The organism is Pseudomonas fulva (genome assembly GCF_023517795.1).
GTDB lineage: Bacteria > Pseudomonadota > Gammaproteobacteria > Pseudomonadales > Pseudomonadaceae > Aquipseudomonas > Aquipseudomonas fulva_D.
In genome coordinates this window covers 4,026,563-4,045,329 of the sequence record NZ_CP082928.1, presented here as the reverse complement: position 1 = coordinate 4,045,329, position 18,767 = coordinate 4,026,563, and the positions used below count along the sequence as shown (strand labels likewise).

Annotated in this window: 16 protein-coding genes; 7 read left to right on the top strand and 9 right to left on the bottom strand. The window is 65.4% G+C overall.

Translation table 11 applies throughout. From position 1 onward, the window contains the following. The first annotated feature begins 92 nt into the window (after positions 1-92). Entirely contained in the window at positions 93-2,135 is a 2,043-nt protein-coding gene (locus K8U54_RS18610) for a PhoX family protein (RefSeq protein WP_249907208.1), read from the top strand. 337 nt (positions 2,136-2,472) lie between these two features. Here the strand turns inward: K8U54_RS18610 and gspK are convergent, their stop codons facing one another. After that, entirely contained in the window at positions 2,473-3,444 is a 972-nt protein-coding gene (gene gspK, locus K8U54_RS18605) for a type II secretion system minor pseudopilin GspK (protein ID WP_249907207.1), read from the bottom strand. 151 nt (positions 3,445-3,595) lie between these two features. On the opposite strand from gspK, the gene tatA reads away from it, so the two are divergent. From tatA to tatC, 3 genes are read left to right on the top strand one after another with little or no spacing between them, the layout of a single operon-like run. Continuing rightward, complete coding sequence (tatA, locus tag K8U54_RS18600; RefSeq protein ID WP_249907206.1) at positions 3,596-3,829, top strand: twin-arginine translocase TatA/TatE family subunit; 234 nt, start codon at positions 3,596-3,598, stop codon at positions 3,827-3,829. Further along, the gene (gene tatB / locus K8U54_RS18595; RefSeq protein WP_249907205.1) at positions 3,829-4,119 is read left to right on the top strand and encodes a Sec-independent protein translocase protein TatB; all 291 of its coding nucleotides are present in this window, start codon (positions 3,829-3,831) and stop codon (positions 4,117-4,119) included. Before tatA ends, tatB begins: the two co-directional genes overlap by 1 nt. Next, complete coding sequence (gene tatC, locus K8U54_RS18590) at positions 4,116-4,865, top strand: twin-arginine translocase subunit TatC (protein ID WP_249907204.1); 750 nt, start codon at positions 4,116-4,118, stop codon at positions 4,863-4,865. The genes tatB and tatC overlap by 4 nt, the downstream gene beginning before the upstream one ends. A gap of 70 nt (positions 4,866-4,935) precedes the next feature. Here the strand turns inward: tatC and K8U54_RS18585 are convergent, their stop codons facing one another. Together K8U54_RS18585 and purL are read right to left on the bottom strand one after the other, a co-directional pair. Next, the gene (locus K8U54_RS18585) at positions 4,936-5,253 is read right to left on the bottom strand and encodes a Nif3-like dinuclear metal center hexameric protein (RefSeq protein WP_249907203.1); all 318 of its coding nucleotides are present in this window, start codon (positions 5,251-5,253) and stop codon (positions 4,936-4,938) included. Positions 5,254-5,600: 347 nt separating this feature from the next. Further along, a complete protein-coding gene (gene purL, locus K8U54_RS18580; RefSeq protein WP_249907202.1) occupies positions 5,601-9,497 on the bottom strand; it encodes a phosphoribosylformylglycinamidine synthase in 3,897 nt (1,298 codons plus the stop codon). A 189-nt stretch (positions 9,498-9,686) separates the two neighbouring features. Between purL and mltF the strand changes: the two genes are divergently transcribed. Next, complete coding sequence (gene mltF / locus K8U54_RS18575) at positions 9,687-11,150, top strand: membrane-bound lytic murein transglycosylase MltF (RefSeq protein ID WP_074883131.1); 1,464 nt, start codon at positions 9,687-9,689, stop codon at positions 11,148-11,150. A gap of 29 nt (positions 11,151-11,179) precedes the next feature. Here the strand turns inward: mltF and K8U54_RS18570 are convergent, their stop codons facing one another. Then, on the bottom strand, positions 11,180-12,070 hold the full coding sequence (locus K8U54_RS18570) for a LysR family transcriptional regulator (RefSeq protein WP_249907201.1): 891 nt from the start codon (positions 12,068-12,070) through the stop codon (positions 11,180-11,182). 100 nt (positions 12,071-12,170) lie between these two features. Here K8U54_RS18570 and K8U54_RS18565 point away from each other — a divergent pair, with 100 nt between their 5' ends. Both K8U54_RS18565 and K8U54_RS18560 read left to right on the top strand, forming a co-directional pair. Next, positions 12,171-13,004, top strand: a complete 834-nt coding sequence (locus K8U54_RS18565) for an SDR family oxidoreductase (protein ID WP_249907200.1) — start codon at positions 12,171-12,173, stop codon at positions 13,002-13,004. Position 13,005: 1 nt separating this feature from the next. Continuing rightward, a complete protein-coding gene (locus tag K8U54_RS18560) occupies positions 13,006-13,509 on the top strand; it encodes a lipocalin-like domain-containing protein (protein ID WP_249907199.1) in 504 nt (167 codons plus the stop codon). A gap of 11 nt (positions 13,510-13,520) precedes the next feature. Here the strand turns inward: K8U54_RS18560 and K8U54_RS18555 are convergent, their stop codons facing one another. The 5 genes from K8U54_RS18555 to K8U54_RS18535 form a co-directional block, all read right to left on the bottom strand. Continuing rightward, positions 13,521-13,979 carry a hypothetical protein gene (locus tag K8U54_RS18555; protein WP_074883120.1) on the bottom strand — a complete coding sequence of 153 codons (459 nt, stop codon included), beginning with the start codon at positions 13,977-13,979 and terminating at the stop codon, positions 13,521-13,523. Positions 13,980-14,066: 87 nt separating this feature from the next. Beyond that, entirely contained in the window at positions 14,067-14,543 is a 477-nt protein-coding gene (gene tadA, locus K8U54_RS18550) for a tRNA adenosine(34) deaminase TadA (protein ID WP_249907198.1), read from the bottom strand. Positions 14,544-14,558: 15 nt separating this feature from the next. Further along, a complete protein-coding gene (locus K8U54_RS18545; protein ID WP_249907197.1) occupies positions 14,559-15,935 on the bottom strand; it encodes a multicopper oxidase family protein in 1,377 nt (458 codons plus the stop codon). 172 nt (positions 15,936-16,107) lie between these two features. Further along, positions 16,108-17,682, bottom strand: coding sequence for an ABC transporter permease (locus K8U54_RS18540; RefSeq protein ID WP_249907196.1), 1,575 nt, complete (start codon positions 17,680-17,682; stop codon positions 16,108-16,110). 2 nt (positions 17,683-17,684) lie between these two features. Further along, positions 17,685-18,704 carry an extracellular solute-binding protein gene (locus tag K8U54_RS18535; protein ID WP_249907195.1) on the bottom strand — a complete coding sequence of 340 codons (1,020 nt, stop codon included), beginning with the start codon at positions 18,702-18,704 and terminating at the stop codon, positions 17,685-17,687. Positions 18,705-18,767 lie beyond the last annotated feature (63 nt).

Genomic DNA, 18,767 nt, shown 5'->3' with positions numbered 1-18,767 from the left:
AGCCATTAACAGAACTGCCAAAAAATCATCACACACGGTCTCTAAAGTCCCGGTTTCCTCAAGCCGCTTCACCAGAAAAAGGACATGACCTGATGAGTCGAGATACCGGCGATAACCTGGACCGCAATACCAGTGGCAACCTGCCCATGGCGTCGGTTCTGGATGCGTACCTGAGCCGCCGCAGCGTGATGCGTGGAGGCCTGGGCGCGGCGATCGCGATGATCGCGGGCACCGGCCTCACCGGCTGCTTCGACAGCGGCGGCGGCTCCAGTAACGACAGCCCTGCCGAGCCACCCGCCGAAGAAAAACTGACCCTCGGTTTCCAATCCATCGCCGGCTCGCGCACCGATGCCTGCGTGGTGGCTGCCGGTTACAGCGCCCACGTGCTGGCCCCCTGGGGCACGCCGTTCAATTCCCTGGCCGCGCCCTGGAAAGCCGATGGCAGCAACACCGCCACCGACCAGGAAAACTCGGCCGGCATGCACCATGACGGCATGCACTTCTTCCCCATCAACGGCAGTTCCGAAGATGGCCTGCTGGCGGTCAACTACGAATACATCGACGAAGACGCCCTGCACCCCAACGGTCCGACCACCGTCAACGGCCGCCGCCCGGCCGAGGAAGTGCGCAAGGAAATCAACGCCCACGGCGCGGGTGTCATTCGCATCAGCAAGGTCAATGGCCGTTGGCAGGTGGTCGATAACGATCCCCTGAACCGCCGCTTCACCACCGCCACCGTGATGGACATCTCCGGCCCGCTGAGCGGCACCGACCACCTGAAGACCAAGTTCTCGCCGACCGGCACCCAGACCCGAGGCACCAACAACAACTGCGGCAACGGTTACACCCCCTGGGGTACCTACCTGACCTGCGAAGAGAACTGGCCGTCGATCTTCATCAATACCGGCACCCGCCCTGCCGATCAATCGCGTATCGGTATCGCTACCAGCACCGGCCGCTACGGCTGGGAAACCGCCGCCGGGGATGCCTCGGAACAGAACGACGAATTCACCCGTTTCGACATCACCCCGAGCGGCGCCTCGGCCACCGATGACTACCGCAACGAAGCCAGCACCTATGGCTACATCGTCGAGATCGACCCCTTCGATGCCAGCAACCGCGCGGTGAAGCGCACCGCCCTGGGCCGCTTCCGCCATGAGGGCTGCTGGCCGGCGCTGCCGGTGGTCGGCAAGCCGGTGGTGTTCTACAGCGGCGACGACTCGAACAACGAGTACCTGTACAAGTACGTGTCCAATGCCCTCTGGGAGGCCGCCGACGCCAACCCCAGCGACCGCCTGGCGACCGGCGCCAAGTACATGGACAACGGCACTCTCTACGTGGCGCGCTTCGATGCCGACGGCACCGGTGCGTGGATCCCGCTGGTCGCGGCCACCCCGACCACCGATGGCAGCACCCTGGGCGCCAAGTTCACCGACCTGCCGGGGATCATCCTCAACACCCGGGGTGCGGCCGATGCCGTCGGCGCAACGCCGATGGACCGACCGGAGTGGACCGCCGTCAACCCGCTCAACGGCGATGTCTACCTGACCCTGACCAACAACAGCGCACGCACCGCCGCGCAAGTCGACGCCGCCAACCCACGCGGCCCGAACCGCCATGGCCATGTGATTCGCTGGCACGACAGCGATGATCAGCTGAGCTTCACCTGGGACATCTTCGTGTTCGGCGCCAATGCCTCGGCCACGCCGGACATCAACCGCTCCGGCCTGACCGAGCTCAACCAGTTCGCCAGCCCGGACGGCATGAGCTTCGACAGCCGCGGGGTTCTGTGGATACAGACCGACAACGGCGAACCCAGCGTGACCAGCTACACCAACGACCAGATGCTGGCGGTGATCCCCACCAACCTGACCGACACCAACGGCCAGCAGGTACCGGTCAACGCGCAGAACCAAGTGGACCTGCGCCGTTTCTTCGTCGGCCCCAACGGCTGCGAAGTGACCGGCATCGCCTTCACCCCGGACAACAAGTCGATGTTCATCAACATCCAGCACCCGGGCAACTGGCCATACAGCGACGTCGCCACCGAGGAAACGCCAGCCGGCACCACCGTCCGCCCACGGGCCTCCACGGTGGTGATCCAGCGCAACGACGGCGGCGAAATCGGCGTCTGACCGGCCTGCGCGGCACGGGATCATCTCGTGCCGCCTCCCTTCGCCTGGATGGCGCAGCCGCGACGTCCAGGCGCTCTCTTATCAAAACCTGTTCACCATCATTCACCGTAATTGCACCGGTAATGGCTGCACCGTGGCGCAAGTGGCCTTTCGTAGGGTGGACGACGCTTTACCCGTCCACCGCTCTGCGATCGCAATGGTGGACAAAAAGAGCGTTGTCCACCCTACGCTGGGAGCGGCCGCTTCTGCCTTGTTGCAGTCGATCCACAGAATACAAATGCCCAGACATCCAGAGAGCGTGAACGGGTCTCAGGTACCGCTTGCCATCAACCTCTGGCTACAAGGCGAACGGCAAGGGTTCCCGGCTGATCACCTGCACCCGTTGTGCGGGCACCTGGGCGTGCCAGCGCACCACCCCCTGGGCCTGCACCTGGAACTGGCTGCTGATCCGCCGGCCATCCTGCTCGAACTCGAGCTGCAGCAGGAAGTCACCGCTGTTGAGCAGCAGCCCTTCGCTCAACCGCTCGAACGTCGGGTCGTCCAGCGCGCCCAGGGCCTCGCGCAAGGCCGCCACATCGCGGTAGCCGTTGGCCGGTCGGCCGGTGATGATGCGGGCCAGCAAGGAGCGCGCGAACTCGCCCTCGTAGAGCGCCTCGAGCAGGGGCAGATGCTCCAGGCTCAGGGCATTGGCATTCAGTCGCCAGCCCGAGGTCTGCGGCAGCGCACAGAGCTGCGGATAACGCAGCTGCCGGCCACGCTGCGGGGTGAGCAGCAGGTTCAGCTCGCTCATATCCACCATTGGTTGGTTGGCCGCCAGCCGAGGTGGCGTCTGGCGCAGGTACTGATCGCTTTCGGCGCCGTGCAGGCGGCTTTGGCCGTCGCTGTCGATCCAGTCGGCCAGGGCATGCACCAGTTGCTCGGCGGCCAGGTCGTCGCCGAGCAGGTACTGCAGCTGACGCTCGGCCCGTTCGGCTTCCTGGCCGGCCAGCGCATTGACGTTGAAGCAGCTGTGCAGATCACGGATGCGCAGGGTCGCCGCGCCGCCGGCGAAGTCGTAGCGCAACGGCTGGCCACGCAGGGCTTGCCAGAACAGCGGGCTCTGCCGCCAGGCAGGATCGCGCAGCGCCTGCTCGGCGAACGCCAGGCCGGCGACCTCCAGGGCCCGCGCCTGGATACGCTGCTGCTGCAGGCGCACCGCATCGACCTGCTGGCGCCCCTGCTGCACCATCCACGCCAATCCGCCGGCGAGCATGGCCAGGGCCACCAGCACCATCAATAACGCTGCGCCGCGTTGCTGCCTGCACCCCATCGCTCACCCCTCGAAACACGGAGCCGACAGTCAACAGGCTGAATGTTGCAGGGAAGTGGCAAGCGCCTCTTTTCGTCATCACCGCGTCACCGTAGCGTCACAAAGCCCAGGCAGATTAGCCCTTCAATTTCATGGCGTTGGAGCGTTTTTCATGGGTGGTATCGGTATCTGGCAACTGGTCATCGTGCTGTTGATCGTGTTCCTGCTATTCGGCAGCAAACGCCTCAAGACGCTGGGTGGCGATCTGGGTGAAACCATCCAGGGTTTCCGCAAATCCATGGCCGGCAACAGCGAAGCGGACGAGGCACCAGCCCAGGTGCAGCAGCAGGCACCAGTGGCCGAAAGCGCTCAGCCAGCCCAGGCCCACACGGACCGGCCGGCCTGATGTTCGAAATAGGCTTCACCGAACTGCTGCTGGTGAGCGTGGTGGCGTTGCTGGTACTCGGCCCCGAACGCCTGCCGGTGGCGGCCCGCACCCTGGGCCGCGGCCTTGGCCAGGCTAAACGGGCAATGGCCATGCTGCGCGACCAGGTGGAACGCGAGCTGGATGCCCAGGCCGTGAGCAAGGAGCTGGACGCAGCGCCGTTACGGCAACTGGAGCAGGAACTGCGGCGTGGCATCAATCTCCAAGCTGAGCCGCAGCAGGCAACCGGCAAACCGGAGGGCACACCATGAGCAGCATGCCGTTGACCGCCCACCTGGGTGAATTGCGCAAGCGACTGCTGCGCTGCCTGCTCGCGATCGTGCTGGCGTTCCTGGGCCTGTTCCCCTTCGCGCAGACCCTTTACACGCTGATCTCCGAGCCACTGCGCCGCTACCTGCCCGAAGGCGCGAGCATGATCGCCACCAGCGTGACCTCGCCGTTCCTGGCGCCCTTCAAACTGACCCTGATGGTCGCCGTGTTCCTTTGCATGCCGGTGCTGCTGCATCAGGCCTGGGGCTTCGTGGCACCGGGGCTGTATCGCCGCGAGCGGCGCATCGCCGTGCCCCTGCTGATATCGAGCATCCTGCTGTTCTATGCCGGCATGGCCTTCGCGTTCTTCGCGGTGTTCCCGATGATGTTCGGCTTCTTCGCCAGCGTCACCCCCGATGGCGTGGAGATGATGACCGATATCGCCCTGTACCTGGACTTCATCCTCGCCCTGTTCCTGGCATTCGGGCTGGCCTTTGAGATTCCGGTGGCCACCTTCATCATCGTCTGGGCCGGGCTGACCGATGTCGACACGCTGCGGCGCAGCCGACCCTACGTGATCGTCGGCTGCTTCGTGGTCGGCATGCTGCTGACTCCGCCGGACGTGTTCTCGCAAACCATGCTGGCGGTGCCGATGTGGCTGCTGTTCGAAGTCGGCCTGCTGGCCTGCGGCAGCATCCAGCGCCGCCCCCAGCAGCAAGGCGAGCAGGAACTGGCCGTCACCGAGTGAGGCAGGCCCCAAGCGCGGATGAATGGCGGGATGCGGCTATCGATGGCCTGCTGGCAGCCAGCAGGCCGGGTCAGAACTGCAGGTCGGACAGGCGCCACACTTCGAAGGCGGGCACTTCGTAGGGATGGGCTTTTTTCAGGGCTTTGACGGCGTTGTGGATCAGCTCGTCACCGACCACCAGCTCGACCTTCCACTCGGCGACGGTTGCCAGCTCACCGCTTTTGCCGATGAACGGCGTACTGCCTTGCAGCGGGCGGAATTGGCCGCGCCCCTGGGTTTGCCAGCAGCAGTGTTCGTAACCCGCGGCGCGCCCGGCGCCCTCCGCGAAAACGGCGGCTTTCACGCTTTCCAGGTGACTCTCTGGAACGTAGAAACACAGCTTGTACATCAACTACTCCACTGCAAGTCGCTGAAAACAATGTGCTAATCATGCCACAGCATAATGGCACATTGCCTAGGGCGTGTTCACACTTCCGCACGACCGCGCCGGAGCCCTTCGGGTTGCGCGGCAGTGTGAACACGCCCTAGCATGATTCGTGATACAGCCAACACTGCTGAAGATTCGGACTGGCCTGCTCAGGCGACGTTCACAGGCGCCGAGAGGCGGTCATCGGCCTGGCCGCCAGCAATTAGTATCGCTTAGCAAAGCGAAGCCGAAATCGCCGCACCTTGCAAATGCCCAGAATGAAAAACGCCAGGCAGTGCCTGGCGTTTTTGCTGCTGCGAGTAGATCGATCAGTCGACCCAGACCCGTGCATTGCGGAACATGCGCATCCAGCCGCCGTCTTCCTGCCACTCATCCGGGCGCCAGGAGTTCTGCACGGCGCGGAATACCCGCTCCGGGTGCGGCATCATGATGGTCACGCGGCCGTCGCGGCTGGTCAGGCCGGTGATCCCGCGCGGCGAGCCGTTGGGGTTGGCCGGGTAGGCCTCGGTGACCTTGCCGTGGTTGTCGATGAAACGCAGTGCCACGGTGCCGGACAGGTCGGCTTCGAGCAGGGCTTCTTCACTTTCGAACTCGGCATGGCCTTCACCGTGGGCGATGGCGATCGGCATGCGCGAACCGGCCATGCCGCGCAGGAAGATCGACGCCGATTCCTGCACCTGCACCATGGCCACACGCGCTTCGAACTGCTCGGAGCGGTTGCGCACGAAGTGCGGCCAGAACTCGGTGCCCGGGATCAGCTCGCTGAGGTTGGAGAGCATCTGGCAACCGTTGCACACGCCGAGGGTGAAGCTGTCCTTGCGCTCGAAGAAGCCCTGGAAGGCGTCGCGGGCACGGGCGTTGAACAGGGCCGACTTGGCCCAGCCCTCACCGGCGCCGAGCACGTCGCCGTAGGAGAAGCCGCCGCAGGCGACCAGGCCCTTGAAGTCGTTGAGATCGACGCGACCGGCAAGGATGTCGCTCATGTGCACGTCCAGCGCGGCGAAACCGGCGCGGTCGAAGGCCGCGGCCATTTCCACCTGACCGTTGACGCCCTGCTCGCGCAGCACTGCGATCTGCGGGCGCACGCCCTTCTTGATGTACGGCGCAGCGATGTCGTCGTTGACGTCGAAGCCCAGCTTGATCGACAGGCCCGGGTTGTCTTCTTCCAGCAGCGCGTCGAATTCCTGATCCGCGCAGTCGGCGTTGTCACGCAGACGCTGGATGCGGTGGCTGGTCTCCGCCCACTGCCGCTGCAGCAGACGACGCTGGCCAGTGAACACCGGCTGATCGTTGAAGCTGATCGCCACGTCGCCATTGTTGACCGGCTTGCCGATCACTGCCACGCAGTCGTCCAGGCCAGCGGCACTGAACTGGGCGAGCACGTCCGGGGTGGCATCCTGGCGCACCTGAATCACCGCACCCAGTTCTTCGTTGAACAGGAAGGCCGCGAGTTCTTCACGGCTTTCGACCAGGCCGTCGAGTTGCAGGCTGAGGCCGCAATGACCGGCGAAGGCCATTTCCAGCACGCTGACCAGCAGGCCGCCGTCGGAACGGTCGTGGTAGGCCAGCAGGTGACCGTCGGCGTTGAGGCCCTGGATCACCGCGAAGAAGGCCTTGAGGTCTTCGGCGTCATCGACGTCCGGCGCCTGCTTGCCGAGCTTGCTGTACACCTGGGCGAGGATCGAGGCACCCATGCGGTTCTGGCCACGGCCCAGATCGATGAGGATCAGATCGGTCTCGCCCTTGTCCATGCGCAGTTCGGGGGTCAGGGTCTGGCGCACGTCGGCGACCGGCGCGAAACCGGTGACGATCAGCGACAGCGGCGAGGTAACGCTCTTCTCCGCGCCCTCTTCGCTCCACTTGGTCTTCATCGACATCGAGTCCTTGCCGACCGGAATGGTCAGGCCCAGCTCGGGGCACAGCTGCATGCCGACGGCCTTGACGGTGTCGTACAGGCGGGCGTCTTCACCCGGGTGACCGGCAGCGGACATCCAGTTGGCCGACAGCTTGATGTCGGACAGTTTCTCGATGCGCGAGGCGGCGATATTGGTCAGCGTTTCACCGATGGCCATACGCCCGGATGCCGGTGCGTCGAGCAGTGCCAGCGGGGTGCGCTCGCCCATCGCCATGGCTTCACCGGTGTACACGTCGAAGCTGGTGGCGGTGACGGCCACGTCGGCCACCGGTACCTGCCACGGGCCGACCATCTGATCACGAGCCACCAGGCCGGTGATGGTGCGGTCGCCGATGGTGATCAGAAAGCTCTTGCTGGCCACGGCCGGGTGGCGCAGGACGCGCTCGGCGGCTTCGCCGATATCCAGGGTGCTGGGGTCGAAGTCGTCGCCCAGCTCGGCTTCACGGGTGACCGAACGGTGCATGCGCGGCGGCTTGCCGAGCAGTACTTCGAGCGGCATGTCCACCGGGGTGTTGGCGAAGTGGCTGTCGGTCACGGTCAGGTGCGGCTCTTCGGTGGCTTCGCCAACCACCGCGAACGGGCAACGCTCGCGCTCGCAGATGGCCTGGAAGCGCTCGAAGTCCTCCGCGCTGACGGCCAGCACGTAACGCTCCTGGGACTCGTTGCTCCAGATCTCGTGCGGGGCCATGCCCGGCTCGTCGTTGGGCACGTTGCGCAGCTCGAAGCGGCCACCGCGGCCACCGTCGTTGACCAGCTCCGGGAAGGCATTGGAGATACCACCGGCGCCGACGTCATGAATGAAGGAGATCGGGTTGGCGTCGCCCAGCTGCCAGCAACGGTCGATGACCTCCTGGCAGCGGCGTTCCATTTCCGGGTTCTCGCGCTGTACCGAGGCGAAGTCGAGGTCCGCCGAGCTGGCACCGGTGGCCACCGACGACGCGGCGCCGCCGCCCAGGCCGATCAGCATGGCCGGGCCGCCGAGTACGATCAGCTTGGCGCCGACGGTGATCTCGGCCTTCTGCACATGGTCTTCACGGATGTTGCCCATGCCGCCGGCGAGCATGATCGGCTTGTGGTAGCCGCGCACTTCGTCGCCATGGGGGGTGGCGATCGACTGCTCGAAGGTACGGAAGTAGCCGGTCAGTGCCGGACGACCGAATTCGTTGTTGAACGCCGCGCCGCCCAGCGGGCCTTCGATCATGATGTCCAGCGGCGTGACGATCCGCTCGGGCTTGCCGTAGGCCTGCTCCCAGGGCTGTTCGAAGCCGGGGATGTTCAGGTTGGAGACGGTGAAACCGGTCAGGCCGGCTTTCGGCTTGGCGCCGCGGCCGGTGGCGCCTTCGTCGCGAATCTCCCCGCCGGAACCGGTGGACGCACCGGAGAACGGAGAGATGGCAGTCGGGTGGTTGTGGGTTTCCACCTTCATCAGGATGTGCACCGGCTCCTGCACCGCGCCGTACTGGCGGGTTTCAGGATTGGGGAAGAAGCGCCCGGCGGTGTGGCCGACGATTACCGAGGCGTTGTCCTTGTAGGCGGACAGCACGTTCTCGCTGTGCATCTGGTAGGTGTTCTTGATCATGCCGAACAGCGACTTCTCCTGGCTCTCGCCGTCGATGTCCCAGCTGGCATTGAAGATCTTGTGGCGGCAGTGCTCGGAATTGGCCTGGGCGAACATCATCAGTTCGATGTCGTGGGGGTTGCGCTTCAAGCCCTGGAAGGCGTTGACCAGATAATCGATCTCGTCTTCGGCCAGGGCCAGGCCCAGCTCGACGTTGGCCTTTTCCAGCGCGGCGCGACCACCACCGAGAATGTCCACGGCGGTCAGCGGCTTGGGCTCGGCATGGCTGAACAGCTTGGCGGCGTCCTGCAGGTTGCTCAGCACCAGTTGGGTCATGCGGTCATGCAGCAGCGCGGCGACCTGCTGCACCTCGGCGTCGCTCAGCTCGCCGGCTACGTAGTAGGCGATGCCCCGCTCCAGGCGGCGAATCTTCTCCAGGCCGCAGTTGCGAGCGATGTCGCTGGCCTTGCTCGACCACGGCGAGATGGTGCCGAAACGCGGGATGGTCAGCAGCAGGCGGCCACTGGGTTCCTGCACCGGCACGCTCGGGCCGTACTTGAGCAGACGGGCCAGTACCTGCTCTTCGTCGGCACTCAGCGCACCGTCGACATCGGCAAAGTGGGCGAACTCGGCGTACAGGCCGGTCACAGCAGGCACTTTACTGGTCAGTTGCTCGAGCAATTTACCGTGGCGAAAAGCGGAAAGGGCGGGAGCGCCGCGCAGGATCAGCATCAGGGGACAGCCTCTGGGAAGGGGGTGTGCTTTGAGGGCGCATATTCTAGCCTAAAGCGACGAGCGCGGCACGCCCGCTCATGCCCTGGCCCGCCAGCCAGCGCCCCTCTGCAAAAGCGCTTTCGCCTAGCAGAGCACAGCCGCGCTGTCCAGATATGGCACGGCACGACGTTGGCGTATACTGCGCCGATGCCCTCTCCTTACCTGATTGGCAAGCGCTACGCCGGCTGGCTGTCGGCGATCGGATTACTCCTGATGCTCAGCGGCTGCGCGGAACCTCCGAGCAGCCTGGAGCGGATCAAGGAGGAAGGCGTGCTGCGCGTGATAACCCGCAACAGCCCGGCCACCTACTTTCAGGATCGCAACGGCGAAACCGGCTTCGAATACGAGCTGGTCAAGCGCTTCGCCGACGATCTGGACGTGAAGCTGGAAATCCAGACCGCCGACAACCTCGACGATCTCTTCGACCGCCTCGGCAAGCCGGGTGGCCCGGTGCTGGCCGCCGCCGGCCTGGTCGAGAGCGAAGGCCGCCAGCAGAGCGCGCGCTTTTCCGTTCCCTATCTGGAAGTCACCCCGCAGATCGTCTACCGCAACGGCCAGCGCCGCCCCAGCCGCCCGGCGGACCTGGTCGGCAAACGCATCCTGGTGCTCAAGGGCAGCAGCCATGCCGAGCAACTCGCCGCGCTGAAGCTCGAGGAGCCGGAGCTGCAATATGAAGAGTCGGCGGATGTCGAGGTGGTCGACCTGCTGCGCATGGTCGACGAAGGCGAGATCGACCTGACCCTGGTCGACTCCAACGAACTGGCCATGAACCAGGTGTACTTCCCCAACGTGCGGGTCGGCTTCGACCTTGGCGACTCGCGCAATCTCGGCTGGGCGGTGGCACCTGGCGAGGACACCAGCCTGCTCGAGCAGGTCGACGGCTTCCTGCGTCGCTCCCAGGACAATGGCAGCCTGCAGCGCCTCAAGGAGCGCTACTACGGCCATGTCGACGTACTCGGCTACGTAGGCGCCTACACCTTTGCCCAGCACCTGCAGCAGCGCCTGCCCCGTTACGAGAAGCACTTTCGCAAGGCCGCCCAGGAACACGGCCTGGACTGGCGCATGCTCGCCGCGGTGGGCTATCAGGAGTCGCTCTGGCAACCGGGCGCCACTTCCAAGACCGGCGTGCGCGGCCTGATGATGCTGACCCTGCGCACCGCCCAGGCGATGGGGGTGTCCGACCGTCTCAACCCGCAGCAGAGCATCCAGGGCGGCGCCAAGTACCTGGTGCACGTCAAGGAGCAGTTGCCGGACAGCATTCAGGAGCCGGATCGCACCTGGTTCGCCCTCGCCTCCTACAACATCGGCGGCGGCCACCTGGAAGACGCGCGCAAGCTCACCGAAGCCGAGGGCCTGGACCCCAACAAATGGCTCGACGTGCAGAAGATCCTGCCGCGCCTGTCGCAAAAGCAGTGGTACAGCAAGACCCGTTACGGCTACGCCAGGGGCGGCGAGCCGGTGCACTTCGTGCGCAACATCCGCCGCTACTACGACATCCTCACCTGGGTGACCCAGCCGCAGCTGGAAGGCAGTCAGGTCGCCGAAAGCGGCCTGCACGTGCCGGGGGTCTCCAAGGATCACCCCGAGCAGCAGGAAAAGGCGCCGCTCTAAGCCCTCCCAGCGGCGCCGTTTCCGCATAGCTATCGAACGTCTTTCATCACCCCGATAAACGCCCGCAGCGCCGCCGATACATGCCGGTGGCTGGGGTAATACAGCCGCAACCCTCCCACCGGCGGCGACCAGTCCTCCAGCACGGCGACCAGTTTGCCGTCCGTCAGCCAGCGCTGCGCGGCCATATCCGGTACATAGGCGATGCCCATCCCGGCCACGGCCGCCTCGATCATCAGCTGCGTATGGTTGAGGGTCATCGCCCCCGGCACATCGACCACGACCTCCTGGCCGCGCTGCTCGAACTCCCAACGGTACAGCTTGCCGCTGGGCAGGCGCTGGCGGATGCAGCGATGGGCGCGCAGGTCCTCCGGCGTAACGGGGCGCCCGGCACTGGCCAGGTACTCGGGCGACGCCACGGCTAGAAAGCGGAAATCCTCGCTCAGGGCGACCGCGATCATGTCCTGGGGCACCGCCTCGGCCAGCCGAATGCCGGCATCGAAGCCTTCGCGCACCACATCCACCAAGTGACCGTCGCTGACCAGATCCAGGGAAACCTGCGGGTAGCGCTGCAGAAAAGCCGGCACCACGCGCTCGAGCAACACACGCATCGCCTCCTCGCCACCGTTGATGCGCAAGGTGCCGGTGGGATGGCCGCCCTCCTCGGTCAGCGCATCGATGGCCTGATCCAGTTCCTGCAGCACCGGCGCCAGGCGCTGCAGGAAGTGCTCGCCGGCCTCGGTCGGCGCCACGCTGCGGGTGGTGCGATGCAGCAGCCGCACGCCCAGCCGGCGCTCCAGCGCGGCGATGGCATGGCTGAGCGCCGAGCGCGAGATCCCCAGCTCATCGGCCGCCTTGCGGAAGCTGCGGTGCTGCGCCACCGCCATCAGGGCGGTGAGATCGGTCAGCGTGGGCCTGTTCATTGTTCGCTCCCATTCACCAGCTCATGCGGATTAAAGCCGATTATCGCTACAAATAACCGGACTAGAGTGAACGCTTCACGCAATGATCAAGGAGCACAGCATGAACAAGACCTGGCTTATCACCGGCGCCTCGTCCGGGCTCGGCAGGATCATGACCACCCAGCTGCTCGAACGCGGCGATCGGGTGATCGCCACCGCCCGCCGTCAGGAGGCTCTGCAGGACCTGGCGAGCGCCTATGGTGAGCAGTTGCAGGTGCTCGCGCTGGACCTCACCGATACCGCGCAGATCGGCCACCTGATCGACCATGCTTTCCAGCGCTTCGGCCGTATCGACGTGATCGTCAGCAACGCCGGCTACGGCCTGTTCGGCCCGGCCGAGCAGGTAAGCGACGAGCAGATCGACCGGCTGCTGGCCACCAACCTGAGCGGCTCGATCCAGCTGATCCGCCGCAGCCTGGCCCATCTGCGCGCCCAGGGCGGCGGGCGCATCGTGCAGGTGTCGTCCGAGGGTGGGCAGATCGCCTATCCCGGCTTCAGCCTCTACCACGCCAGCAAATGGGGGATCGAAGGGTTCGTCGAAGCCGTGGCCCAGGAGGTCGCGCCCTTCGGCATCGACTTCATCCTCGCCGAGCCCGGCCCGACTCGCACCAACTTCGCCGCGGCGCTCGACCTGGCTGCGCCTTCGGGTGCCTATCGCGACACACCGGCCGGCCAGGTTCACGGGATGATCGCCAGTGGCGAATTCGAGATCCGCGGCGATGCCGTCAATACGGTCGCGGCGATCATCCAGGCGGCCGACGCGGCCAACCCGCCCCTGCGCCTGCCCTTGGGCAGCACCGCTTATAAGAACATCCACCGCGCCCTGAACCAGCGCCTCGCGATCCTCGAAGCCCAACGCGATATGGCCTTCTCGGCTGACAGTCGGGAGGCCTGATATGTACCCGCATTCCTTGATCCGCCTGGCCGCTGCGGCGGCGTTGCTGCTGGCTGCCATGGGCAGCCACGCCGAGCCGAAACCGAACCAGGTTGCCGGCACCTGGAACCTGATCGCCGCCACGGTCGAAAGCGACGGCGTGATCAGCCATCCCTACGGCCCCGAACCGCGGGGCCGGCTGGTGTTCACGCCGGATCTGCACTTCGTGGAATTTCTGCACGATCCGCGCATTCCGCGCTTCCAGTCCAACCAGCGGGGCGGCGGCACCGACGCGGAAAACCGTGCGGTGATGGCCGGCAGCCTGGCGCTGTATGGGCGTTATACCGTCGATGAGCAAGGCAACTTCAGTGGCAACACCGTGGAAGGCTCGTCGTTCCCGAACTGGACCGGCGACGTGCGCACCACCCGGGAACTGCGCATGGAGGTAGAAGGCGAGCGCATGATCGAAAGCTTCCAGCGCCCTGGCGGTGCCAAGGTCAGCCTGGTGTTCGAGCGCGCTCGATAGGCGAGAACGGCTCAGCGCGTGACGGTCTGATTGCCCATGGCGCAAAAACTCTGCGCCTGCTGCTTCGCTGGCAAGGCACGCAACCGTGTCGAGCACTGCGCCAGGCTCGGTGGGCGGCTGATGCTCAGTACCGCGTCGTCGTCGATGCTGATCAGGTATGGCTGGTTGTAGCGCACCTTGTCGTACCAGGCGCTGATCTGCAGGTCGCTGTAGACACAGCGGTAGCGCATATGGCCGGTGAAGCCCTTGAATCTATCGCGCTGGAAGATGTGGTGATACTGCAGCCAGTCGCGCCCGCGCTGGCCCTTGCGCACGGCATCCAGACAGCCCTGCAACTCGGTGATCTGCGGCTCATGCAGAAAGATGCTCTGGGCCAGATTGGAACCGTCCAACTGCGCCGTGGCCACCAGATACACCTGCCGCTCCGCCGCCTGGGCAGATACGCCCAGCAGTGCCGCTACTGCAAACATCCCTGCTTTGATCAATCTCAATGCTCCTCGAGTGTTGTCACGGGCCTGTGGGAATCCCTGGCCCTATGGCCTAGTTCTTTAACCCGACTAACCCCGCCGCGCCTTGAAAAACGCCTTCAACACCTCACCGCACTCCTCTGTAAGAACTCCGCCCTCCACCAGCACGCGGTGATTGAGAAAGCTCTGGTCGAAGAACTGGCCGCGGCTTACCGCCATGCCCGCGCGGGGTTCGCTGGCGCCGAATACCACGCGCTGTACACGCGAGTGGACGATAAGCCCCGCGCACATGGCGCAGGGTTCCAGGGTCACGTACAGGGTGCTGCCCGGCAGGCGGTAGTTGGCGACGGCCTGGGCAGCAGCGCGGATGGCGACCATTTCGGCGTGGGCGCTGGGGTCCGAGGTGGAGATCGGGCAGTTGAAGCCGCGGCCGATCACCTCGCCGCCCTGCACCAGCACGGCGCCGACCGGCACTTCGCCACGGGCAGCGCCCTCGGCAGCCAGCGCCAGCGCCTCGCGCATAAAGCGCTGGTCCTGGCTGCGGTCGATGATCAAGGGGGCTTTCAAATCCGGGCTCTCAAATCAGGCGATCTCGATGGCGGCCATCAGGCCGGTTTCCATATGGTCGATGACATGGCAATGGAACATCCACACCCCTGGGTTATCGGCCACGAAGGCGATGCGCGCGGTCTCGTTCTTGCCGAGCAGGAAGGTGTCGGTGTAGTACGGCTCGATCTTGCGGCGGTTGGAATCCAGCACCTTGAAGATCAACCCATGCAGGTGGATCGGGTGCTGGTACTGGGCCATGTTGCGCAGCACGAAGATGTAGTGGCCGTCCTTTTTCAGCTTGGCGATGGGCCGGTCGGCGCAGGTCTTGTCGTTGATGTCCCAGGCCTGGCCGTTGATCTGCCAGTACTTGTAGCGGCCGGCAGCTTCATCGGCAGGCGATGCCAGGGAGGCCGCCCATTCGAAGTTGAAGCGCAGGGTTTCGGCCTGCGCGAGGTCCGGCTCGGCCACCGGGTTGGGCGGCAGCGCCGGCGGCCACTCGGCGGAAGGTTCTCTGCTGGCGACAGGCTTGATGGTGGCCAGGCGCAGCGGCCCGTTGCGCAGCGACAGCGCTTCGCTGCCAACCGCCGGCACCTTGAGCGCCAGGTCGATACGCATGCCCGGGCCCAGCCAGTATTCCTTGCCCAGCGGGCGCGGCTCGATCGGGTTGCCGTCCAGGGCGTAGATTCGCGCATCGCCCTTGGGCAGGTTGAGCCGGTAGGTGATGGTGCTGTCGACGTTGATCAGGCGCAGGCGTACCACTTGCCCAGCCGGCAGTTCCAGGGTCGGCAACGACACGCCGTTGATGGTCGACAGGCGCCCACGGGTGCCTTCCCGCGCCGCCTCGCGGGGCACGCTGAACTGGGTGAAGGCGCCCTCCTCGTCCACATGCCAGCTCTTCAGGCACAGGGTGCGCTCATGGCGGAAACCGGTCGGCTCGCGCTCGTCGATGATCAGCGGGCCGACCAGCCCGCGGCCCAGCTGTTTCGCGCTGGACTCGTGGGGGTGGTACCAGTAGCTGCCGGCATCCGGGGTGACGAAGCGGTAATCGAAGAACTCGCCCGGCAATACCGGCGCCTGGGACACATAGGGCACGCCATCCATTTCCAGTGGCAGGCGGATGCCGTGCCAGTGAATGGTGGTGGGCTCGGGCAGGTGGTTGATGAAACGCACCCGCAATTCGTCGCCCTGGCGGCAACGCAGCTCCACGCCGGGGGCCTGGCCGCCAAAGGTCCAGGCCGGGGTGACATGGCCGGGTACCAGTTCGATATCGTGGGGCGCGGCGATCAGCTCGTAGTCGTGGGTCTTGCGGTCGAACGGGCGCCCCAGCCAATAGCGCGCGCCGCCAGCGCCGAGACCGACCACGCCAAGGCCGATCAGACCGCCCAACACCTGTCTACGGGTGAAACTCATGAAACCTGCTCCTGAAGCGGGACTGCGGTGACACTAATCAGGTTTGTTCGATATGCCTCTGCGGGCGCTAGGGTCTGTTGCCGTTTCAACGGCCTGCTGAAAGCTGCGCACGATACACCTTGAGCGCCGGGGCGTTAAGCCACGACACCGTGACATCGCGCCTCGCCCGCGCTCAGGAACGCCGGTAAGCGCGGGTGGTCAGCAGATACACCGGCAGCCCCGAGACCAACACGATCAGCGCGGCATAAGGCGCGGCGCCGGCGTACTCCAGGTTGCCAGTATGCGACCAGACCTTGGTGGCCAGGGTTTCCAGGCCGGTCGGGCCGAGGATCAAGGTAGCGGTCAGCTCTTTCATGCAGTCGAGAAACACCAGCACGAAGCCGGCACCAATGGCCGGCGAGATGATCGGCAGGGTCACTCGCAGAAAGGTGGCAATCGGCGTATGCCCCAGGGTGCGCGCAGCCTCTTCCAGTTGCGGCGAGGCTTTTTCCAACGCCACGCGAATCGGCCCCTGGGCCATGGGCATGAACAGCAGCGCATAGGCCGCCAGCAGCAGGATGCTGGTCTGGTACAGCGCGGGCACGTAGCCGAGGGCGAAGAACACCAGCGACAGGGCGATCACTAGGCCCGGCAAGGCGTGCAGCAGATAAGGCAGGCGATCGGCCAGGGTGGCCATGCGCCCGTAGTAACGCACCACCACCAGGCACACCGGCAACGCCAGCAGGCAACTGAACAAGGCGCCGCCAAAGGAATAGGTCAGCGACGACCACAGCGTCTGGGCGATCTCCGCCACCGGGAAGCTGGCCGAGCTGCCTTCGACTATCCAGAAGCCCAGCATCACCAGCGGCACGCCGCAGCCGATGGCCACCAGCGCCAGCAGCAGCACCTGAGCGGGCCCGCTCCAACGGCCCAGGCGCACCCGCGCCGCGCTACGTGCCACACCCTGCCCGGTGCGCGCGAAACCGCGCCCGCGTAGACGGAATTCACCCCATAACAGCAGCATGCACAGCCCCAGCAGCAAGGCGGACAGCATGGCCGCGTTGCTGCCGCTGAACTCCAGCTCGAACTGCTGGTAGATGGCAGTGGTGAAGGTCTGGTAGCGCATGATCGACGGTGCGCCGAACTCGACCAGCATATGCACCGCCACCAGCAAACTGGTGGCCATCAGCACCGGCCGCAACAGCGGCAGGGTGACCCGCCAGAACACCTCACGGCGACTGCAGCCGAGCATGCGCGCCGACTCTTCCAGGGCCGGGTCGAGGTTGCGCAGCACCGCCACCACCGGCAGGTAGATCAGCGGGTATTTGGACAGGATCATCACCAGCACGGTGCCGCCCAGGCCTTCGAACAGCGGGCTGATCGACACCCAGGTGAAGCCGCTGACGAACGAGGGAATGGCGAACGGCAGGCACAGCAACACGTTCCACTGGCGGCGCCAGCGCAGGTCGCTGCGCTCCACCAGCCAGGCCAGCGCGAGGCCGAGCAGCGCGCAGCCCAGGGTCACCAGCACCATCAGCTTCAGGGTGTTGGCCAACAGGCCGAACACGAAGGGCCGCCACAACAGCGCAAAGGCTTCGTGGGGGCCGACCTGGGCCGCGCGCACCACCACGAAGAACAGCGGCAGCGCGGCGAGCAGCAACAGCGCCAGCACCGGCAACTGCAGCCAGATCGGTGGCCCCTTGCGCCGACGGCAGCTGAGGGTCGGCGCCGGCAGCGGCAGTTCGGGGGTGACCGCCTGGGGTTGCATGATCAGTTCATACCCACTTCGCGTTGCAGCTCCAGGGCATCCTCGGCCAGGCCGATCTGCGCGGCAGTGATGGCCGGCGGCTTGAGCTGGTCATAGGGCTTGAGCAGCGGGTCGGCCGGCACCTTGGGGTTGACCGGGTATTCGGCGGACTGGGTGAGCACGGCCTTCTGGCCTTCCTCGCTGATCATGAAGGCGAGAAACTGCTGCGCCTCCTTCGGGTGCTTGCTGGCCTTGACCACGGCGGCGCCGGAGACGCTCGACAGGCCGCCGGCGTCGCCGTCGGCGAAGTAATGCAGCCTGGATTTCAGCTCGCCCTTCTCTTTCTTCAGCGCCGTCCAGTAATAGCTGTTGACCAGCGCGGCGCCGACCTCGCCGTTCTCCACCGCCTTCATGGCGATCACGTTGTTGGTGTAGGTGGAGCCGAAAGCCTTGAGGCCGGTCAGCCATTCCTCGGCGGCTTCACGGCCGTTGAGGCGGATGACCGCGGCCGTCTGGCCGAGGAACTCACCGCTGCTCGGCACGAAGGCGATCTTGCCCGCCCACGCGGGGTCGGCCACTTCCAGCACGCTTTTCGGCAGCTCGGCCTCGGTGACCAGATCAGGGTTGTAGGCCAGCACGCGCACCCGCGAGGTGATGCCGATCCAATTGCCGTTGTCATCGGAGAATTTGGCGTCGATCTGCTTGAGGGTGCTGTCATCGACCTCGGCCAGCAGGCCCTGGCTGCCGAGCTTGATCAGCGGCGGCGCCTCTTCGGTGTAGACGATGTCGGCCGGCGAGCGCTCACCCTCCTCGGCGATCTGGTTGGCCAGTTGGCCGCCACCACCCTTGCGGATCAGCACCTTGATACCGGTCTTCTTCTCGAAGGCAGCCGCCACGGCCTTGCCGGTGGCCTCGTGCTGCCCGTTGTAGAGGGTCAGGGTCACCGGATCCTCGGCATGGGCCAGGCCGCTGAGCAGCAGGCCGCAGGACAGAACGCTGGCAGCGATCACACGCGCCAATCCGGTTACTCGATGTGCCGACATAAGCCTGTTCCCCTCGAAACAAATAGTTACCAGAGGATTATACGGGCCAACTGCGTCTGATTC